Here is a 17,157-nt window from a genome sequence, read left to right as displayed (position 1 = left end):
ATTTTTTCTAAGAATGCTTTTTATTTTCTTTAAATTTTTTGTATTTTACATAGGCGTTTGCGCCCATTAATATGCTTGCTAATAAAATTATCCACCAATATTTCTTTTCACTTATATATTGAATTACGGTAAGAATTATTAAAAGCACAAAAGTTATTGCACTTGTTATAAATTCCAAAATCCTATAATCTTTGAAAATATTATTATTTGACATCTTTATCTATCACTTCATCCAAAGTTTTCCAAGATAAAAGTGCGCATTTTACTCTTTGTGGCATATTTGAAATATTTTGGAAAGCTGCCGCATCTCCAATTTTTTCCAAATCTTCATCACTTATATCTTCTCTTTTTATCATGCCAATATAAATTTTTGCCATCTCTTTCGCTTCATCAATTGTTTTTCCTACAATTTCATCACACATTACAGAAGTTGCAGCTTGGCTTATTGCACAACCGTGTCCTGTAAAAGCTGCCTCTGTTATTACATTTCCATCATGTTTTAATTCCAAAACAATTTCATCTCCACATGAAGGATTGTGGCCTGGCTCTTTTATATCTGGATTTTCTAAATTTCTTTTATTTTTTTGATTTCTAGAATTTTCTAAAATCACTTGAGTATAAACATCATTTAAGTCCATTAAAGTCCCATCACCTTTCTTACATTTTTAAGCTCTTTTGCAAAATATTCTACTTCTTCTTTAGTATTATATATGGCGAATGATGCTCTGCAAGTTGAAGATACATCAAGATAGGTGTGAAGTGGCATTGCACAATGGTGTCCGCTTCTTACAGCAATTCCTTTCATATCCAAAATTGTTGCAACATCGTGTGGATGAATATCATCAAAAGTAAAAGCTACAACTGATCCTGTATTTCTTTTTTCTGGGAAAAACACTTTTATATTATCAATGTCTTTAATCAAATCATAAGCATATCTTGCAAGTTTATTTTCATGTTCATAAATATTTTCAACACCAATTTCACTCATAAAATCAATGGCAGCAGAAAGTCCTACAACTCCACCTACATCTTGAGTTCCTGCTTCAAATTTTTGGGCAGGTTTTGCAAAAGTAGATTCTTGTTCATAAACATATTCAATCATATCACCACCAAGATTATATGGTTTTAATTTTTCAAGCAAATCATATTTTCCATACAAAATTCCGATTCCCATTGGTCCATACATTTTATGTCCTGAAAAAGCAAGAAAATCACAATCCAAATCTTTTACATCAATTTTTTTGTGAGGAGCAAGTTGGCAAGCATCTACTATTGAAATTGCCCCAACTTCATGAGCAAGTTTTGTAATTAACTTTTGATCAGTCATCTCTCCAGTCACATTTGATGAGGCTGTGATTGAAACAATTTTTGTTTTATCTGTGATTTTTTCTTTCAATTCGTCATAATTTAGAGAATAATCATCATTTAAATAAACATATTTTAAAATTGCCCCAGTTTCTTTGCAAACTCTTTGCCAAGGAACTAAATTTGCATGGTGCTCTAAAATTGAAATTACAATTTCATCACCTTTTTTCAAATTATCACAAGCGTAAGAATAAGCTACAAGATTTAAAGATTCTGTTGCATTTCTTGTATAAATTATTTCTTCATCTTTGTTAGCATTTATAAAATCTCTAACTTTTTTTCTGGTATTTTCAAAAGCCTCTGTCGCCTTCCAAGATAAAAAGTGAGCACCTCTGTGAGGATTTGCATTTGAATATTTGTAATAATCTGCTTGAGCATTTATAACTGAAATTGGATTTTGGCTAGTTGCCGCAGAATCTAGATAAATAACTTTTTTCCCAGTATTTTTTTCGTCCAAAAATGGAAATTCTTTTCTTATTTTTTCTATATCCATCTAATCCCTCGTATTCATTGTGTGAACTTTATATCTTACTTTTTCTCTCAATTCTTCGTGGTCAATTTTATCAATTGTTGGAGCAAAATTTGCTTCAAGCATCAAGCTTTCTGCTTTTCTTTTGGAAAATCCTCTGCTCATTATATAAAACAACATCGCCTTATCAAATCTTCCAACGCTTGCAGCGTGTTCTCCTGCTACATCTTTTTCTTCATTTAATAAAACGGGAGCTGACCTGTTTATGGCATCTGGGCTTAGCATTACTGCATAATCTCCAATTTTTCCATCAGCGTGTTCACATCCTCTTTTAAGATCAACTACACCTTTCCATCTTTTTTCAGCTTTTCCTTTAAGGGCACCATTAAACATACAATTTGATTTTGTTACTTTTGCCTTGTGATCGTTGAAAGCACCAATATCAAGAAAATCTTCGTTTTGTTTGAAATAAACTCCATTTTCTTCAAGATTTGATTCTTCTCCATCAAGGAAATTTCTAATATTTACATAAGACTTGTCTGCACCAAGTTCAATATAAGAAATATCAAAATTTGCCCTGTCGCCAATAATTGATGAAATTTGTTGTAGGTTAAGAGAATTTTCTAATAAATCTACTACTACAACCAATTTTACAAAAGAATCTTCTTCAAGATTTACTCTTATCAAAGAATTTAGGTAAGAAGATTCTCCTTTTGTTTGAGAAAAATTAATTAAAAATGAAGATTTTGATCCTTTTTTTGCATTTATATCAATTTTATTAACCAATTGATTTGAATTTTCGTCGAGATTTAAATTTATAAATTCTAAATCTTTTTCTCCATCAACATCTCTATAAATATCTAAATTATTAAATTCTTTATTTTCTATCAAGAAATCTTTTGAAAGTCCATAATTTTTTTGATTAAAAATTTCATCTAAAGATTTATTTTTATCATTTGAACTTTCAAAATTTTTATAAGCTTTATTTTCATTTAAACTTGGAGCTTTTTTACTATAATTTAACTTGGTATATGACCAAGTAGGCTCTCTCATTACATTTACTTTTTCCATCAGCCATTTGCTCCTTCCAATTCCATATCAATCAAATTATTCATCTCAACTGCATATTCCAAAGGCAATTCTTTTGCAACCGGCTCTGCAAATCCTCTTACTATCATAGATTTTGCTTCGTTTTCTGGAATTCCCCTACTCATTAGATAAAAAATTTGTTTTTGGTCAAGGGAACCAATTTTTGCCTCGTGACCGCAATCAACTTCATCATTTCTAATATCAAGAGTTGGAATTGTATCTGATTTTGATTCGCGTGATAACATTAAGTTTTCACAATCAACGGTTGACTTTGATCCTTTGGCATTTTTACCAATTTTTACATAAGATCTTGTCATAGATTTTCCATTTCCTTGAGTAATGGATTTTGTAAGAGCAGTTGAGTAAGTGTTTGGTGCGTTGTGAATCATTGAACAGCCATTGTCAATATATTGACCGTTTGATGCATAGGTAATTCCTGTATATTCTGCTCTTGCTCCTTCGCCATTTAAAATTGTGGTTGGATAAAGCATTGAAACTTTTGAACCAAATGATCCAGAAATCCATTCAACTTGACCGTTTTCTTCAACGATTGCTCTTTTTGTATTAAGGTTGTACATATTTCTTGACCAGTTTTCTATTGTAGAAAATCTTACTTCAGCATCTTTGTGAACAAATATTTCTACGCTTCCTGCGTGAAGATTTACAACATTATATCTTGGTGCAGAACATCCTTCTATAAAATGAACTTTTGCTCCTTCTTCTGCAATAATCATTGTGTGTTCAAATTGCCCAGCTCCTGGAGCATTCAATCTATAATAAGATTGGAGAGGAATATCTACATTTACTCCCTTTGGAACATAAATTAAAGAACCACCAGACCAAACTGCACCGTGAAGGGCTGCATATTTGTGAAGTGTTGGAGGAATTGCTCTTTGAAAATATTTGTGAACAATTTCTTCATGTTCTCTCAAAGCTGTATCAAAATCTGTAAAAATTACTCCTTGATCTGACAAATGTTTTTGAATTGAATGGTAAACTTCCTCACTGTCATATTGAGCTCCAACTCCTGCAAGAGATTCTTGCTCAGCTTGAGGAATTCCTAACCTATCAAAAGTATCTTTTATTTCTTCTGGAAGAGCATCCCAATTGCTTTTTTTGTCAGTTTTTGGCTTAACATAAGTTGTTATATCTGCCATATTTAATTCAGAAAGATCAGGTCCCCATGATGGATTTTCTGTTTTTTCAAAAATCAAAAGAGATTGAAGTCTTCTTTTTAGCATCCACTCTGGTTCATTTTTCTTTTTTGATAATTCTTCAACTATTTTTTTATTTAAACCCTTGTCGGAAATATCTGAGTATTCAAATTTGTCAATGACATCATAAATACCCCTATCAATATCCTTAAAGGATGATTCATCAAATTTTTTTTCTGTCATATTAAACCCACTCATATCCTTCTTTTTCAATTTTTTCCATTAGGCTTGCATTAGATGTTTCTTTGATTACACCGTCTTTTAAAACATGAACATAATCAACATCAATGTTTTCTAATAATTCATTGTGGTGAGTTACAACTATTACAGCATTATCTTCATTTAAATAATTTTTGATTCCTTCACTTACAATTCTTACCGCATCAACGTCAAGTCCTGAATCAGTTTCGTCAAGCATAGCAAGTTTTGGATTTAAAATTTTTAATTGCAAAATTTCAGATTTTTTTCTTTCTCCACCAGAAAATCCCACATTTACATATCTATTTGCATATTCCTCAGATAATTTTAAATCATCCATTTCTTTTTTTAGTTCTTTATTAAATCCTAAAATTGAAGGTTTTTTTCCTGTAACTTCTTCTTTTGCTTGCTTTAGAAAATCTCTAAGCTTTACACCATTAATCGCATCAGGAGATTGGAAAGACATAAAAATTCCTGCCTTTGCTCTTTTGTCAGTTGTTAAATCTGTTATATCTTCTCCTTCAAAAAATATTTTTCCTTCTGTTACATCATAAACTGGATTTGCCATTACAGCGTTCATGAATGTAGATTTTCCTGAACCATTTGATCCCATTATTACATGAACTTCTCCAGCATTAACTTTTAAATTTATTCCTTTTAATATTTCAGTATCTCCAACTGAAACATGTAAATTTTCAACTTTTAATAATTCTTTCATTTCTTACCTCTTTTTTCCTAACTTTTGAGAAAATAAATTTATATACATTTAAAGTATACTGCTTTAGTACGGATTGTCAAAACTTGAAATCTTAACATTTTTATATGAAATTTTAAAAAATAATTTTTAAATTTTTTTAGCCTTACAAAATAATTGATTTTAAAAATTTTCGCAAATAAAAAACACTTTTTCTATCAAAAGTGTTCTCTAAATAAGTATTAATTTTTATTTTTAAGTAAATTTAAATTCCTAATAATTAGATAATTTATTTTCTACCAAATCAACTAAACTTTTTACAGCTTCTTCTTCGTCATCGCCTTGAGCCTTTATTATAATTTCTTCGCCTTTTCCGGCACTCATAGACAAAACTGACATAATTGATTTTGCATTATAAATTCTTCCATCTTTTTCTACATTTATATCGCACGTATGCTTGACAGCTTCTCTAATAAATATAGAAGCAGGTCTTGCGTGTAAACCGATTTCATTTACAAGCGTAACTTTTTCCTCGTACATATTACCTCCATTAATTGTTGATAAATAAAATTCTATAACTATTATTTTTTTAACTATAATCCTTAAATCTTAAATATATTATACACGTTTTCCTATCATAATACAATACTTGCATTTTTGAAAATAATAGTTAAAAAAATATTAAATTTTTAGAAAATGATTTCCTTTTCTGTAAATATTATAGCACGAAAAAATTTTTTAACAAGGATTTTAAATATCTTACTTAGCAAAATAAAAAAAGAGGTGCAAACCTCTCTGACTGTTGACAAAATATAAACTTTTCCCATTCGACCAGATAAACAACCGCCTGTTTCGATTGTTTATCCCTATTCATCGTGAACAACGAGTGGAGAAATCTCATGAGATCTCTCCATGCGTTCATTTCACTCACACTAAAACACCTTTGCTTTGCAAACTTTTTCGTGCTTTATCACTTAGTTTTAGGGATGATTGTGCCAAATCAAGGCACAACCATCTAGTCAAGATGGTGTCTAGCCTTTTTTTATTTTTAAATTAATAATGAATTACTAAACTGACTTTATCTCCCCTATGAAAAGCTACAAATCTCTTTTTATTTTAATTCTTTTAAAAGTTCTATTAAAAATTTATAATTATTTTCTGTTGATTTTATATTTACTCTTTCTTCTGGGCTGTGAGCGCCTTCTATTTCTGGGCCGAATGATACCATTTGGGTTTGGTTCATATTTTGTTTTAACAAACCACACTCAAGCCCACCGTGAGTTGTTAAAACTTCTGGTTTTTCTCCATTTAATTTTTCCCAAACATTTTTCATCATTTCCAAAAGTTCGCTGTCTTCTCTTTCCCAGCCTGGATATTCATTTGATGTTTCTACTTTTGCTCCAAACATTTCTACTTGTTTTTTTATAACATCTCTTCTAAATCTTTTTGCTGATGTCACTTCGCTTCTTGCAAGAATTACAAAACTTATTTTTTTATCATCTTCTTCAATCAATCCAAGATTTGAACTTGTAACTAAATTTCCAGCATATTTTTTTACAGGTCCATCTGCTACAATCATTGTTGCATTTACAATTTTTTCTGACAAATCTCTTGTTAAAACTTCTCCATCAAATTTACATTCTTCTATAATTATTTCGCCTTTTGGATCTGAATTTTTGTATTCGTGGATAATTTCATCTTTTATTATTTCTAGATTTTTTATCGCTTTTTTTGCATCATCTACTTCTACTATCGCAAATGCTTCTGATGGAATTGCATTTCTTTTTACTCCACCTGAAATTTTTCCTATCCTATATGAATCTAATCCATCAATTATTCTAACAAGTCCCTTGATTGCATTTAATTTGTACTTATCAATTTCCATTCCAGAATGTCCACCTTGGAAATTTTTAAGCTCAATTGAAATAAATTCTCCGTGTGCTTTTTCATATTCTTTTTCAAAAGAATATTTTATATCCATTCCACCAGCACATCCAATTGTAAGAATTCCTTCTTCTTCGCTGTCGATATTTAATAAATATTTTGGATCATTTAATTTTTTTGTATCTAAATTATTAACTCCAACCATGGATGTTTCTTCGCCAGTTGTTATTAAAACAGAAATTGGACCGTGTGAAATTTTCTCATCATCCAAAATTGCAAGAGCGTAAGCTACTGCTATTCCATCATCTGCCCCAAGAGTAGTCTTGTTTGCTCTAAGCCATTCTCCATCTATTACAAGCTCAATTGGATCTTTAGAAAAATCGTGGTCTGAACCATTTTCTTTTACACAAACCATATCCATGTGTCCTTGAAGTAAAACTTCTGGATAATTTTCAAAGCCCTTGCTTGCTTCTTTCTTTATATATACATTTAAAAAATCATCTTGCCAATATTCTAAATTTCTTTTTTTTGCAAAATCTACCAAAAAATTTGAAATTTCTTTTTCATTTCCGCTTTCTCTTGGTATATTTGAAATTTCTTTAAACCAATGAAAAACTTCTTTTGGTTGTAAATCTTTATAATCCATATTTCCTCCTATTTTTATTTTTTTAAATATTATACTTTTAATTGTAGAAATAAAAACACGAAAATTTTCAAAAGAAAATAATAAATATTAATTTATTTTTCAATAAAATCTTCTTTTATTTGCTCTAATTTCCAATATGTAGTAAAATTTTTATATAAAATTAGAGTGGGGAGATATATGATTAATACTTATTTATTATGCGGTGGACCTTCAAGCGAGCATGAAATAGCTCTTAGAAGTGCCCTTAATATTTCAAAAAATTTAGACAAAAACAAATACAATTTAAAAATTGTTTATATTGATAAAAAAGGTAGATTTTCAAAAGCTTTCGATTTTATAAATACAGACGATGAATTTGAGCTTGTAAAAGAATGCAAAGAAAATATTTTAGAATCAATTTCTGATTTTCTTTTAGAATTAAAAGATAAGGATAAGGAAAATACAATTATAATTCCTTGTGTTCACGGAACTTATGGAGAAGATGGAACTATCCAAGGATTTTTGGATGCAATTGACACAGCTTATATTGGAAATGGACTTTTGTCATCTTCTGTTTGTATGGACAAGGTTACCGCAAACGACATTTTCGAAAAAAATAAATTAAAACAAGCAAGATACCTTTATGCTAACGAAGAATCTTTTGACCTTGATTTTGCAAAAAAATGCGAAGAATATATTAAGTTTCCAATGATTGTAAAACCATCAGCAAATGGTTCATCAGTTGGAGTAAACAAGGCTGAAAACATAGACGACCTTTTAAAATTTGGAAAAGAATCTTTAAAATATGATGAAAAAATCTTAGTTGAAGAAGCAATAATAGGTCAAGAAGTAGAAATCGCCATAATCGGCGATAATAAATTAATTGCATCAAAGCCAGGAGCTTATGTAACTGACCATATTTTCCTTGACTATGATGCAAAATATTTTGACAAATCCACAAAAGAAATGCTTCCTTATCCAATGGATGAAAATCTTGAAAAAGATTTGTTAGAATTTGCAAAAAAATGCTACAAGGCTTGTGGCTGCCAAGGATTTGCAAGAGTTGATATATTTTTAAAAGATAATGAATTTTACATCAACGAAATAAACACCTTCCCTGGCTTTACCCCAACTTCATTTTTTGCAAGACTTTGCAAAATTAGTTTTAACCTAGAATTTTCACAAATTCTTGATATGCTAATTGAAGAAGGTTTTAAAAGTTTTCAAAAAAGGAGATTTAAATGATTGAAAGAACTTTAGAAGAAATTGCACAAATGCTTGGTGGAGAAATTTCAAACCAAAAGTATTCTAAAACAAAAATCAAAGGAATATCAATTGATTCTAGAACAATCAAAAAAGATAATCTCTATATACCAATAGTTGGAGAAAAATTTGATGGAAGAATTTTTATAGAAGAATGTGAGAACTCCGGAGCTGTTGCCTTTTTGATTGACGAAAATTACAAAATTCCAAAGTCAATTTCAATTCCCTTTGTAAAAGTTTCTGATACAAAAAAAGCCTTGCAAGATTTGGCAAGAGCATACAGAGATGAGCTTGACATAAAAATAATTGCAATAACAGGTTCAAATGGCAAGACAACCAGCAAAAATTTGATTCATTCAGTTTTATCAGAAAAATATAAGGTAGAAAAAACTCAAGGAAATTTGAATAATGAAATTGGAGTTCCTTTGACTCTTTTGGATTTTTCAGACAAAACACAAATCGGTGTGGTCGAAATGGGCACAGAAGATTTTGGAGAAATTTCTCTCCTTTCAAATATCGCAAAACCAGATATGGCAATGATTACAAATATTGGCGATGCTCATCTTTTAAAATTAAAATCAAGAGAAGGAATTGCCAAAGCAAAACTTGAAATTCTTGAAGGCCTAAAAGATGATGGAACTTTTATCTATAATGGCGATGATGAAATATTAAAAAAAGTTCTTCCTTCCTATACAATAAAACAAAAAACAATAAGTTTTGGAGAAGAAGATGAAGTGGATTTTAAAGTATGCCCAAAAGAATTTTCAAGCACTTACACAAAATTCTCATACGAAAACGAAGATTATTTAGTTCCTTTGCTAGGCACTCATCAAGTTTATAATGGAGCTTTGGCAGTTCTTATTGGAAAATTATTTAATCTTTCTTATGAAGAAATTGATAATGGTCTAGCCAAAGTATCAAATAATGCAAACAGAAATGAATTAATAGAAAGAAATGGCTTTGACATTCTTGACGATGCCTACAAATCAAATCCCCAATCTTTAAAACAAGGACTTGAGCTTGCAGGATTTTTGGATGGATATTTAAATAAAATTGTAGTTTTGGGAGATATGCTTGAGCTTGGCGATGGAGAAAAAAATCTTCATTACAAATCAGGACTTGATATAGATCCAAAAAAAATAAATTATTGCCTATTCTATGGCCCACTTTGCAAAGAAATGTACAAGGCAAGTCTTGAAAATTTCCCAGAAAACAGAAGTTTTTATTTTGAAAACAAAAATGACCTTATAGATAAGTTGAAATTTTTAATAACAAAATCAACTTTAGTTTTTGTAAAAGGTTCAAGAGGACTTCACATGGAAGAAGTTATAGAAGCAATTTATGATTTAAGAGTATAAAAAATAAAAATAGAAAAGATTAATTATTGGAGGAATTATGATATATACAGTTACCCTAAATCCATCTGTGGATGTAATTTTAGAAGTAAAAAACCTGAATATTGGCGATAAAAACCATGTATCTGATGAATTTACCCTTCCAGGAGGCAAGGCCCTTAATGTTTCTAGGGTTTTATCACAATTAAAAATCCCTACAATTGCAACTGGATTTACAGGTGGACATCAAGGAAGATTTATAGAAGACTGGCTTGATAAAGAAAATATCATGACAGATTTTGTAAATATCGAAGAAGAAAATAGAACAAATATAAAATTATTACTAGATAACGAAGAAACAACAATAAATTCAAAAGGTCCAAACATAAGCCACTACGAAGTAGATGAACTTTTATATTATTTATCAAGAGTTGGCGAAGGCGATACAATTGTTATGGGAGGATCAGTCCCACCAATGGAAGAAAAATCTGACAAAGATATTTATTCTAGAATGGTTTCAATAGCAAAAGCAAACAAAGCGCAATTTATAGCAGATATACCAGCAGAATATTTACCAGACGTTATAAAAGAAGGACCAATTCTAGTAAAACCAAACATAGAAGATTTGATGGAAATTTTTGGAACAAAAATTGAAACAATAGAAGATATGGACAAATACGGCAAAAAAATTATAGAAATGGGAGCACAAAACGCCATAGTTTCATACGGCAAAAAAGGCTCAATGTTTTTTAGCCAAAATGGACATTCATATATATCCGAAGAAATTCACATAAATGAAGTAGTAAATTCAGTAGCCTGTCGTGATTCAATGATAGGAGGATTTATAGGAACTTTAGTAAGATCAAGCGATTATCTCGAAGCATACAAAGTTGCCGTAGCAGCAGCAACAGCAACAGCAGAAGTGCTAGACCTACCAACAAGAGAAGAAATTGAAAAAATAATACCAAAGGTAGTAATAAACCAATTTTCTTAAACAAAAGTGTTGGCATAAACCAACACTTTTATTATAAAAAATTTTTTATTAAAGGAGAACAAACAAAAAGGAGAAATAATGAATAAAAAAACTATAAGTATAATGCTAGCTTATGTAGGCGTATTAACCGGAGCAGGACTTGCAAGCGGTCAAGAGCTAATGCAATATTTTATTTCCTTTGGAATATCAGGGCTATTTGGACTTATAGCCATAGGAATTTTGCACGTTTTAGTTGGAGGAATAATTCTTCAACTTGGCTCTCACTATTTAGCAGAAAGTCATATCGATGTCATCGAAGAAGTTTCAAGCAAATATTTGACAAAATTTATGGATTTTGCCCTAATAATTAATTGCTTTTTGATGGGTTTCGTAATGATAGCAGGTGCAGGCTCAAATTTAAATCAACAATTTGGATTTAAACCATGGGTTGGCTCACTAATTTGTACCCTACTAGTAATTTTTATTGGAATGTTAGATTTCGATAAAGTAACAAAAGTAATCGGTGCCTTTACACCTCTAATAATTATTTTTGCTATCCTTGGAGCAATTTATACTTTTATAACCATAAAACCAGATTGGCAAAGTCTAAATCAAATTGGACAAAGTGTAAAATCCCCACTTCCAAACATAGGCTTATCCACGCTAAATTATTTTGGCTTGTGCATGATTAGCGGAATCTCCATGGCATTTGTCCTAGGAGGAAGCAAAACCGACTCAGCCGAAGCAGGACTTGGAGGAATGCTTGGAGGATTGATGGTAGCAATTCTTACAGCACTAGTAGGCCTTACCCTATTTTTTACCCTACCAATGATAAAAGATTCCGACATACCAATGCAAATTGTTTTAGAAAATATCCACCCTGTTTTGGGACTTATGATGTCTTTAATTATTTTTGGAATGATTTTTAACACAGCCATTTCCCTATTTTATTCAGCCGCAAGAAGATTTTCCGATACAGAAAATAAATTTAGAAGAAATTTAATAATATTTACCCTAATGGGTTTTGGACTTTCATTTTTAGGCTTTAAAAAATTAATGTCAATCCTCTATCCAATACTTGGATATTTAGGAATGATACTTACAATTATCCTAGTAGTTGCTTGGTTTAATGAAAGAGAAGAAATCAAACACGAAATGAGAAGAAGATTTGCAATATCTGTTCTTACAAAAAGAAAACTAGATGACGACGAAGAATTTGGAAAAATGGAAAAAGAAAAACTAGAAAGATTAGCAGAAAATTCCATAATAGACAACAAAGAAATAAAACAAGCCGTTCACGAAGAAGTGAAAGAAGAATTAGAAGAAGAAAATAGCGAAGAATAATAAAATTTAGACTGGATAAGGGCATAAATTCCCTTTTCCAGTCTATTTATTTTGCCATATTTTAAAAAGAGATCCCTCCATGCACTCCACTTCGTTTCGTTTAGTCGGGATGGGTAATTCTAAATTTAATTTTATTACTAAAGAATTATTTTATTTTTTAAATTTCTTACACCAATTTCCCAAAATAAAAAAGCTTACTAATCAAAGTAAGCAATTTTTTATATTCCCATAATTAATTTTGCAATTTGGAAATAGCATATTAATCCTATTGAATCTACAATTGTTGTTATTAGTGGACTTGCCATTATTGCTGGGTCAAAGCCTAATTTTTTTGCTCCCATTGGAAGTAAGGCTCCTACAACTTTTGCTATAATTATTATTACAAAAATTGTTATTCCTACTATGGCTGCAACTTCCATAGCTACTCCGTCAAATAATAGGCATTTTAAAAATGCTAAAAATGACATTATAACTCCTACTATAACTCCAACTTCAAATTCTTTAAATACTACTTTATACCAATCTTCAAGCTCTACATCGCCTGTTGCCATTCCACGTATTACAAGAGTTGATGATTGGCTTCCTGCGTTTCCGCCGGAGTCTGTTAGCATTGGTATAAACATATTTAGGGCAATTATTGATTCTATTACCCTTTGACTTGATTTTAAAATTGTTGATGTAAATGAAGCCGAAACCATCAAAAACATTAGCCAAGGCAATCTGTTTTTTGCAAGTTTTAAGGCTGATGTGCTTGAATATTCTTCTTCATCTGGTGTTGTACCAGCCATTCTTTGGAAATCCTCAGTTGTTTCAAGTTCCATTATATCCATAATATCGTCAACTGTAATTATTCCAATAAGCCTTCTTTCGCTATCAACAACTGGCAAAGCTGTAAAACCATATCTTCTAAAAGTTTTTGCTACATCTTCTTGGTCTTCGTAAGCTTCCACGCTGATTACATCTTCATACATCAAATCTTTAACTTTTGTATCTAATGAGCTTGTTACAATCAACCTTAGTGAAACATATCCCAATAAAGATTTTGTAGTATTTGTTACATAACAAGTGTAAATAGTTTCTTTTGTTGAACCTACTTTTTTTATCCTGTCCAAAACTTCTTGGCAGGTCATTTCTGGATTTACTTCTACAAATTCTGTTGTCATCAAACTTCCAGCAGAATCTTCTGGAAATTGTAAAAATTGATTTACTCTTTTTCTCATTTCAGAATCAGAATTTCTCAAAATTCTTTTTACAACAGTTGCAGGCATTTCCTCAAGCGTATCAATTACATCATCGAAATTTAAAGCTTTCACAATAGCATCAAGCTCAGGATCTGTAATAGAAGTCAAAAGTCTGTGCTTGCCATCTTGTTTTAATTCAGCAAACACCTCAGCGGCATCATCTTTTCTCAAAAGCCTATAAACAATCAAGCTTTCTTCATTGTCAAGCTCAGACATAAATTCTTCTATATCTACGGGGTTAGTTCTTCTCAAAGAATCCTTTAAAGCCGGAATATCTTTTTTTTCTAAAAGATTATTTAGTTCTTCAATCCTTTGCTCGCTGTTATAGCTGTTCATAATATCACCCCTTAATTTCTTCTAATAATGTATCCAAAGCCTTATTAAATTGAGTATCCTTGTCAAGATTTTCTATATCCAAAGCTCCATTTTCACTTTTATCTTCAACTTCTACATCAGGTTTTACACCAATTTTGTGAATTTTAGTTTTGTTTGGTGTAAAATATTCGCTAATAGTAATTTTTACACCAGACCCATCATCAAGAGGGAAAAGTTTTTGAACAATGCCCTTACCAAAAGAAGTTTTCCCAACAATTTTTGCTCTTTTTCTATCCTTAAAAGCTCCAGCCAAAATTTCAGACGCAGAAGCAGAATTTTCATTTATAAGAACAGTCATAGGAGTTTTGTCCATTTCCTTGTCGCTTTTTTCAACAATTTCTTTGCCTTTTTTGTCAACAGTTGAAACAATTACACCCTCATCCAAAAAAGTATCACAGATAGCAAGACACACATCAAGCCCACCGCCAGGATTATTTCTAAGATCCATCACAATACCATCAACCTTAGCATCCTTCAAAGCCTTTAGCTCCTTGCCAAATTCTTCCTTAGTAACATCCTCAAATTGTTTTATTTTTATATAGCCGATTTTTTTGTCATCTTTTTCAACAACTTTGCTTTCAACAGTATCAACCTTTACATCGGCTCTTTCAACATCAATATCTTTTTCCTCAGCCTTGCCCTCAGAATTTTTTCTAAGGACAGTAATCTTTACCTTTTCTCCAACATTTCCCCTGATTTTTGACACAGCCTCTTCCAATTGGTCAGAAGAATAAGAAACACCATCAACCTTGGTAATATAATCGCCAACTTGTATGCCAGCCTTTTTTGCAGGAGATTCATCAAAAACAGAAATCGCCTTGATATATCCCTCATCACTAGCTTGAACAGCTACACCAATGCCCGCATATTTCCCATTAACATCTTCCATAAGTTTGTCAAATTCTTCCTTTGTATAATAAGCAGTATAAGGATCGCCCAAATTTTCAAACATTCCCTTCAAAGAACCATCATATAATTGCTTATCCTCATAATCAAAAAGGAAATTCTCATCAATCAATTCCTTCATAGCTTCCATAGAAGCCATGTGCTTTTGATTTTGTTCAGAAATCATACGATTATCATTAGAAGAATTCTTTCCGAGAGTAAAACCCGTAAAGCCAGTCCCTATAATCAATAAAAAGGCCAATAAAACCTTACCAATCTTTTTCATAATACCTCCAATTAAAATTTAAAAACCAAAATATGATTTTTATAGAAATTAAATACCTATCAGTATTCTTATATTTTAACATATATAGACCTTTTTTTAAATAAAAGAAAAAGGCAAAAAAAGAATAAATCAATAAAAACAAAAATTGATTTATTCAAAATTAACATCAAAAATTAAAACCAAAATATTTCTCAACAAAATCTTCTTGAATACCAGCCTTTACACTATTTTTTACATCAATCCCCTTAATTATTTCAATCAATTTCAAAGCCAAAAAAACACTAGCACCAGCGCCCCTTGACGTAAAAATATTTCCATCCACAACAATAAGCTTGTCACTTTTAATTTTTCCAACATTCAAAAGGCTTTTTTCCACACTAGGATGACAAACAAGATTCCTATCATCAACAATACCTGCCCTATCAAGAACAGTTGGCCCTGCACAAATAGCACAAATAATTTTTTTCTCCTCATCAAATTTTTTTACAATATCAATAACCCTTTTATCATCCCTAAGATTTTTCGCACCCACACTACCCCCAGGAATATAAAGCCCATCATAAAAATCCAAATCAATATCATCAATAAGCCTATCCGCCTTAACAATAATATTGTGAGAGCCACAAACAAACAAATCATCGCCAACAGAAACCGTATCAACAAAAATATCAGCCCTTCTAAAATAATCAACCAAAGTTAAAGCCTCAATCTCCTCAAAACCATCAGCCAAAAAAACTAAAAATCTATCCATAAATTCCTCCATAAATCTATTATACCCACACCCAAAAGTCATATAAAAAAATTACATTAATAAAATAAATTTATAATTTTCCATAAAAACTTTTTAATAAAAACAAAATAAAATCAAAAATCTCAACAAAAAAATGAAGACCCGAAGGTCTTCACTAAAAATTATTTTTTATTTTCGAAAAAATTAATTTTCTTCATTTTTTCTTTTTTTAGAAGCGAATAATCCGCTTACTGCTGCAGCCAATGTTGCTAAAATAGTTGCAGAAGAACCTACACCTGTTTTAACATTTTTGCCTGTATTAGAGCTATTAACTCTATTTATGCTTCCACTAGCACCAGCATTTGCTTTTTGATTTACCAAATCATTTCCTTTAATGATGTCAACTGAACCATCTGGATAAGTTATTGTAGCAGTTCCATCTTTTCCAATCTCAACTTTTGTTCCTTGTGGGAATTTATCTTTATTAGCGTCTTCAATTGCTTTTTTAACCTTGTCTTTTTCCTCATCAGTTAAGTTGTTCTTATCCTTAACTTCAGTTTTTGAAGGAACAGTTGGATCAGTTTTGTCTGCTATTGTTTTATTATCATCTTTATCAGAATTGTTGTCATCTTTTCCTTTTTCGTGTCCTTCAACTGGAACTTCGATTTCAACTTTTCCGCCTGGTAGATCTGGATCTTCAATTGTCACAGTGATTGGTCCATCAACATTTGTTCCTGGAGTTACAATTACATTTCCATCTTTATCAATTTCAACCGGAACGTCTTTGCCATCTTCATCTTTAGCTGTAACTTTTGTATCATCATCAGGATTTTCAACTTTGATGCCAGTATCTTGTTTATCATCAGTTGGTTTAACTGGTTTAACATCTCCGCCTACTTTTGTATCCTTACCTTTAACTTTAGTTTCAACTTTATCTGATCGTTCTTTTCCATCTTCTGTTGCTGTTGCACTAATAGTTTGACCTTCTGTCATTCCTTCAGGTGCATCAACAGACCAGTTACCTTGATCGTCAGCTGTAGTTTCAGACCCATCTCCATTTGGATAAAATACATTAACTATTGCATTTGGTTTTGCAGTTCCTGTAATTTTTGTGTCGCCAACTTTTACTGGATTAATTGTTGGTGCTTCTGATTTTTCTTCATCAGCTTTACCTGTTGTTGCTGTTGT

The 17,157-nt window shown here is 31.0% G+C and carries 16 protein-coding genes; 4 read left to right on the top strand and 12 right to left on the bottom strand.

Going from position 1 to position 17,157, the window contains the following annotated elements; all coding sequences use genetic code 11:
- Positions 1-7 precede the first annotated feature (7 nt).
- The 8 genes from HMPREF2852_RS02970 to pepD all read right to left on the bottom strand — a co-directional run bounded on the left by HMPREF2852_RS02970 (position 8) and on the right by pepD (position 7,559).
- Positions 8-214 (bottom strand): hypothetical protein, encoded by a 207-nt coding sequence (locus tag HMPREF2852_RS02970; protein ID WP_070605874.1) that lies wholly within the window; start codon positions 212-214, stop codon positions 8-10.
- Entirely contained in the window at positions 204-638 is a 435-nt protein-coding gene (sufU, locus tag HMPREF2852_RS02965; RefSeq protein ID WP_019118487.1) for a Fe-S cluster assembly sulfur transfer protein SufU, read from the bottom strand. The genes HMPREF2852_RS02970 and sufU overlap by 11 nt, the downstream gene beginning before the upstream one ends.
- Positions 638-1,858 carry a cysteine desulfurase gene (locus HMPREF2852_RS02960; protein ID WP_070605873.1) on the bottom strand — a complete coding sequence of 407 codons (1,221 nt, stop codon included), beginning with the start codon at positions 1,856-1,858 and terminating at the stop codon, positions 638-640. Before HMPREF2852_RS02960 ends, sufU begins: the two co-directional genes overlap by 1 nt.
- The gene (locus HMPREF2852_RS02955; RefSeq protein ID WP_070605872.1) at positions 1,859-2,905 is read right to left on the bottom strand and encodes a SufD family Fe-S cluster assembly protein; all 1,047 of its coding nucleotides are present in this window, start codon (positions 2,903-2,905) and stop codon (positions 1,859-1,861) included. It lies immediately after the preceding gene.
- Positions 2,905-4,320: a Fe-S cluster assembly protein SufB gene (gene sufB, locus HMPREF2852_RS02950; RefSeq protein ID WP_039920739.1), complete on the bottom strand. Its 1,416-nt coding sequence runs from the start codon at positions 4,318-4,320 to the stop codon at positions 2,905-2,907. Before sufB ends, HMPREF2852_RS02955 begins: the two co-directional genes overlap by 1 nt.
- A gap of 1 nt (position 4,321) precedes the next feature.
- Positions 4,322-5,053 carry a Fe-S cluster assembly ATPase SufC gene (gene sufC / locus HMPREF2852_RS02945; RefSeq protein WP_070605871.1) on the bottom strand — a complete coding sequence of 244 codons (732 nt, stop codon included), beginning with the start codon at positions 5,051-5,053 and terminating at the stop codon, positions 4,322-4,324.
- 249 nt (positions 5,054-5,302) lie between these two features.
- On the bottom strand, positions 5,303-5,569 hold the full coding sequence (locus HMPREF2852_RS02940) for an HPr family phosphocarrier protein (protein ID WP_070605870.1): 267 nt from the start codon (positions 5,567-5,569) through the stop codon (positions 5,303-5,305).
- Positions 5,570-6,140: 571 nt separating this feature from the next.
- The gene (gene pepD / locus HMPREF2852_RS02935) at positions 6,141-7,559 is read right to left on the bottom strand and encodes a beta-Ala-His dipeptidase (RefSeq protein WP_070605869.1); all 1,419 of its coding nucleotides are present in this window, start codon (positions 7,557-7,559) and stop codon (positions 6,141-6,143) included.
- Between the two features lie 177 nt (positions 7,560-7,736).
- Here pepD and HMPREF2852_RS02930 point away from each other — a divergent pair, with 177 nt between their 5' ends.
- The 4 genes from HMPREF2852_RS02930 to HMPREF2852_RS02915 all read left to right on the top strand — a co-directional run bounded on the left by HMPREF2852_RS02930 (position 7,737) and on the right by HMPREF2852_RS02915 (position 12,452).
- On the top strand, positions 7,737-8,783 hold the full coding sequence (locus tag HMPREF2852_RS02930) for a D-alanine--D-alanine ligase family protein (protein WP_070605868.1): 1,047 nt from the start codon (positions 7,737-7,739) through the stop codon (positions 8,781-8,783).
- A complete protein-coding gene (gene murF, locus HMPREF2852_RS02925; protein WP_070605867.1) occupies positions 8,780-10,159 on the top strand; it encodes a UDP-N-acetylmuramoyl-tripeptide--D-alanyl-D-alanine ligase in 1,380 nt (459 codons plus the stop codon). The genes HMPREF2852_RS02930 and murF overlap by 4 nt, the downstream gene beginning before the upstream one ends.
- 37 nt (positions 10,160-10,196) lie before the next feature.
- Positions 10,197-11,129 carry a 1-phosphofructokinase family hexose kinase gene (locus tag HMPREF2852_RS02920; protein WP_019118495.1) on the top strand — a complete coding sequence of 311 codons (933 nt, stop codon included), beginning with the start codon at positions 10,197-10,199 and terminating at the stop codon, positions 11,127-11,129.
- A 78-nt stretch (positions 11,130-11,207) separates the two neighbouring features.
- Positions 11,208-12,452: a YkvI family membrane protein gene (locus HMPREF2852_RS02915; protein ID WP_019118496.1), complete on the top strand. Its 1,245-nt coding sequence runs from the start codon at positions 11,208-11,210 to the stop codon at positions 12,450-12,452.
- 218 nt (positions 12,453-12,670) lie between these two features.
- Here the strand turns inward: HMPREF2852_RS02915 and mgtE are convergent, their stop codons facing one another.
- The 4 genes from mgtE to HMPREF2852_RS09780 all read right to left on the bottom strand — a co-directional run.
- Entirely contained in the window at positions 12,671-14,029 is a 1,359-nt protein-coding gene (gene mgtE / locus HMPREF2852_RS02910; protein WP_004839297.1) for a magnesium transporter, read from the bottom strand.
- 4 nt (positions 14,030-14,033) lie between these two features.
- The gene (locus HMPREF2852_RS02905; protein ID WP_070605866.1) at positions 14,034-15,239 is read right to left on the bottom strand and encodes a S41 family peptidase; all 1,206 of its coding nucleotides are present in this window, start codon (positions 15,237-15,239) and stop codon (positions 14,034-14,036) included.
- Positions 15,240-15,405: 166 nt separating this feature from the next.
- A complete protein-coding gene (locus HMPREF2852_RS02900) occupies positions 15,406-15,990 on the bottom strand; it encodes a DJ-1 family glyoxalase III (protein ID WP_070605865.1) in 585 nt (194 codons plus the stop codon).
- A 183-nt stretch (positions 15,991-16,173) separates the two neighbouring features.
- Positions 16,174-17,157 (bottom strand): MiiA motif-containing surface protein (locus tag HMPREF2852_RS09780; protein WP_261667948.1); only part of this gene is annotated, 984 nt, incomplete at its 5' end.

Source organism: Anaerococcus sp. HMSC065G05, from assembly GCF_001812365.1.
Lineage (GTDB): Bacteria > Bacillota > Clostridia > Tissierellales > Peptoniphilaceae > Anaerococcus > Anaerococcus vaginalis.
Note: the sequence above shows the minus strand (reverse complement) of the source record. Positions and strands in the feature narration are given on the sequence as shown.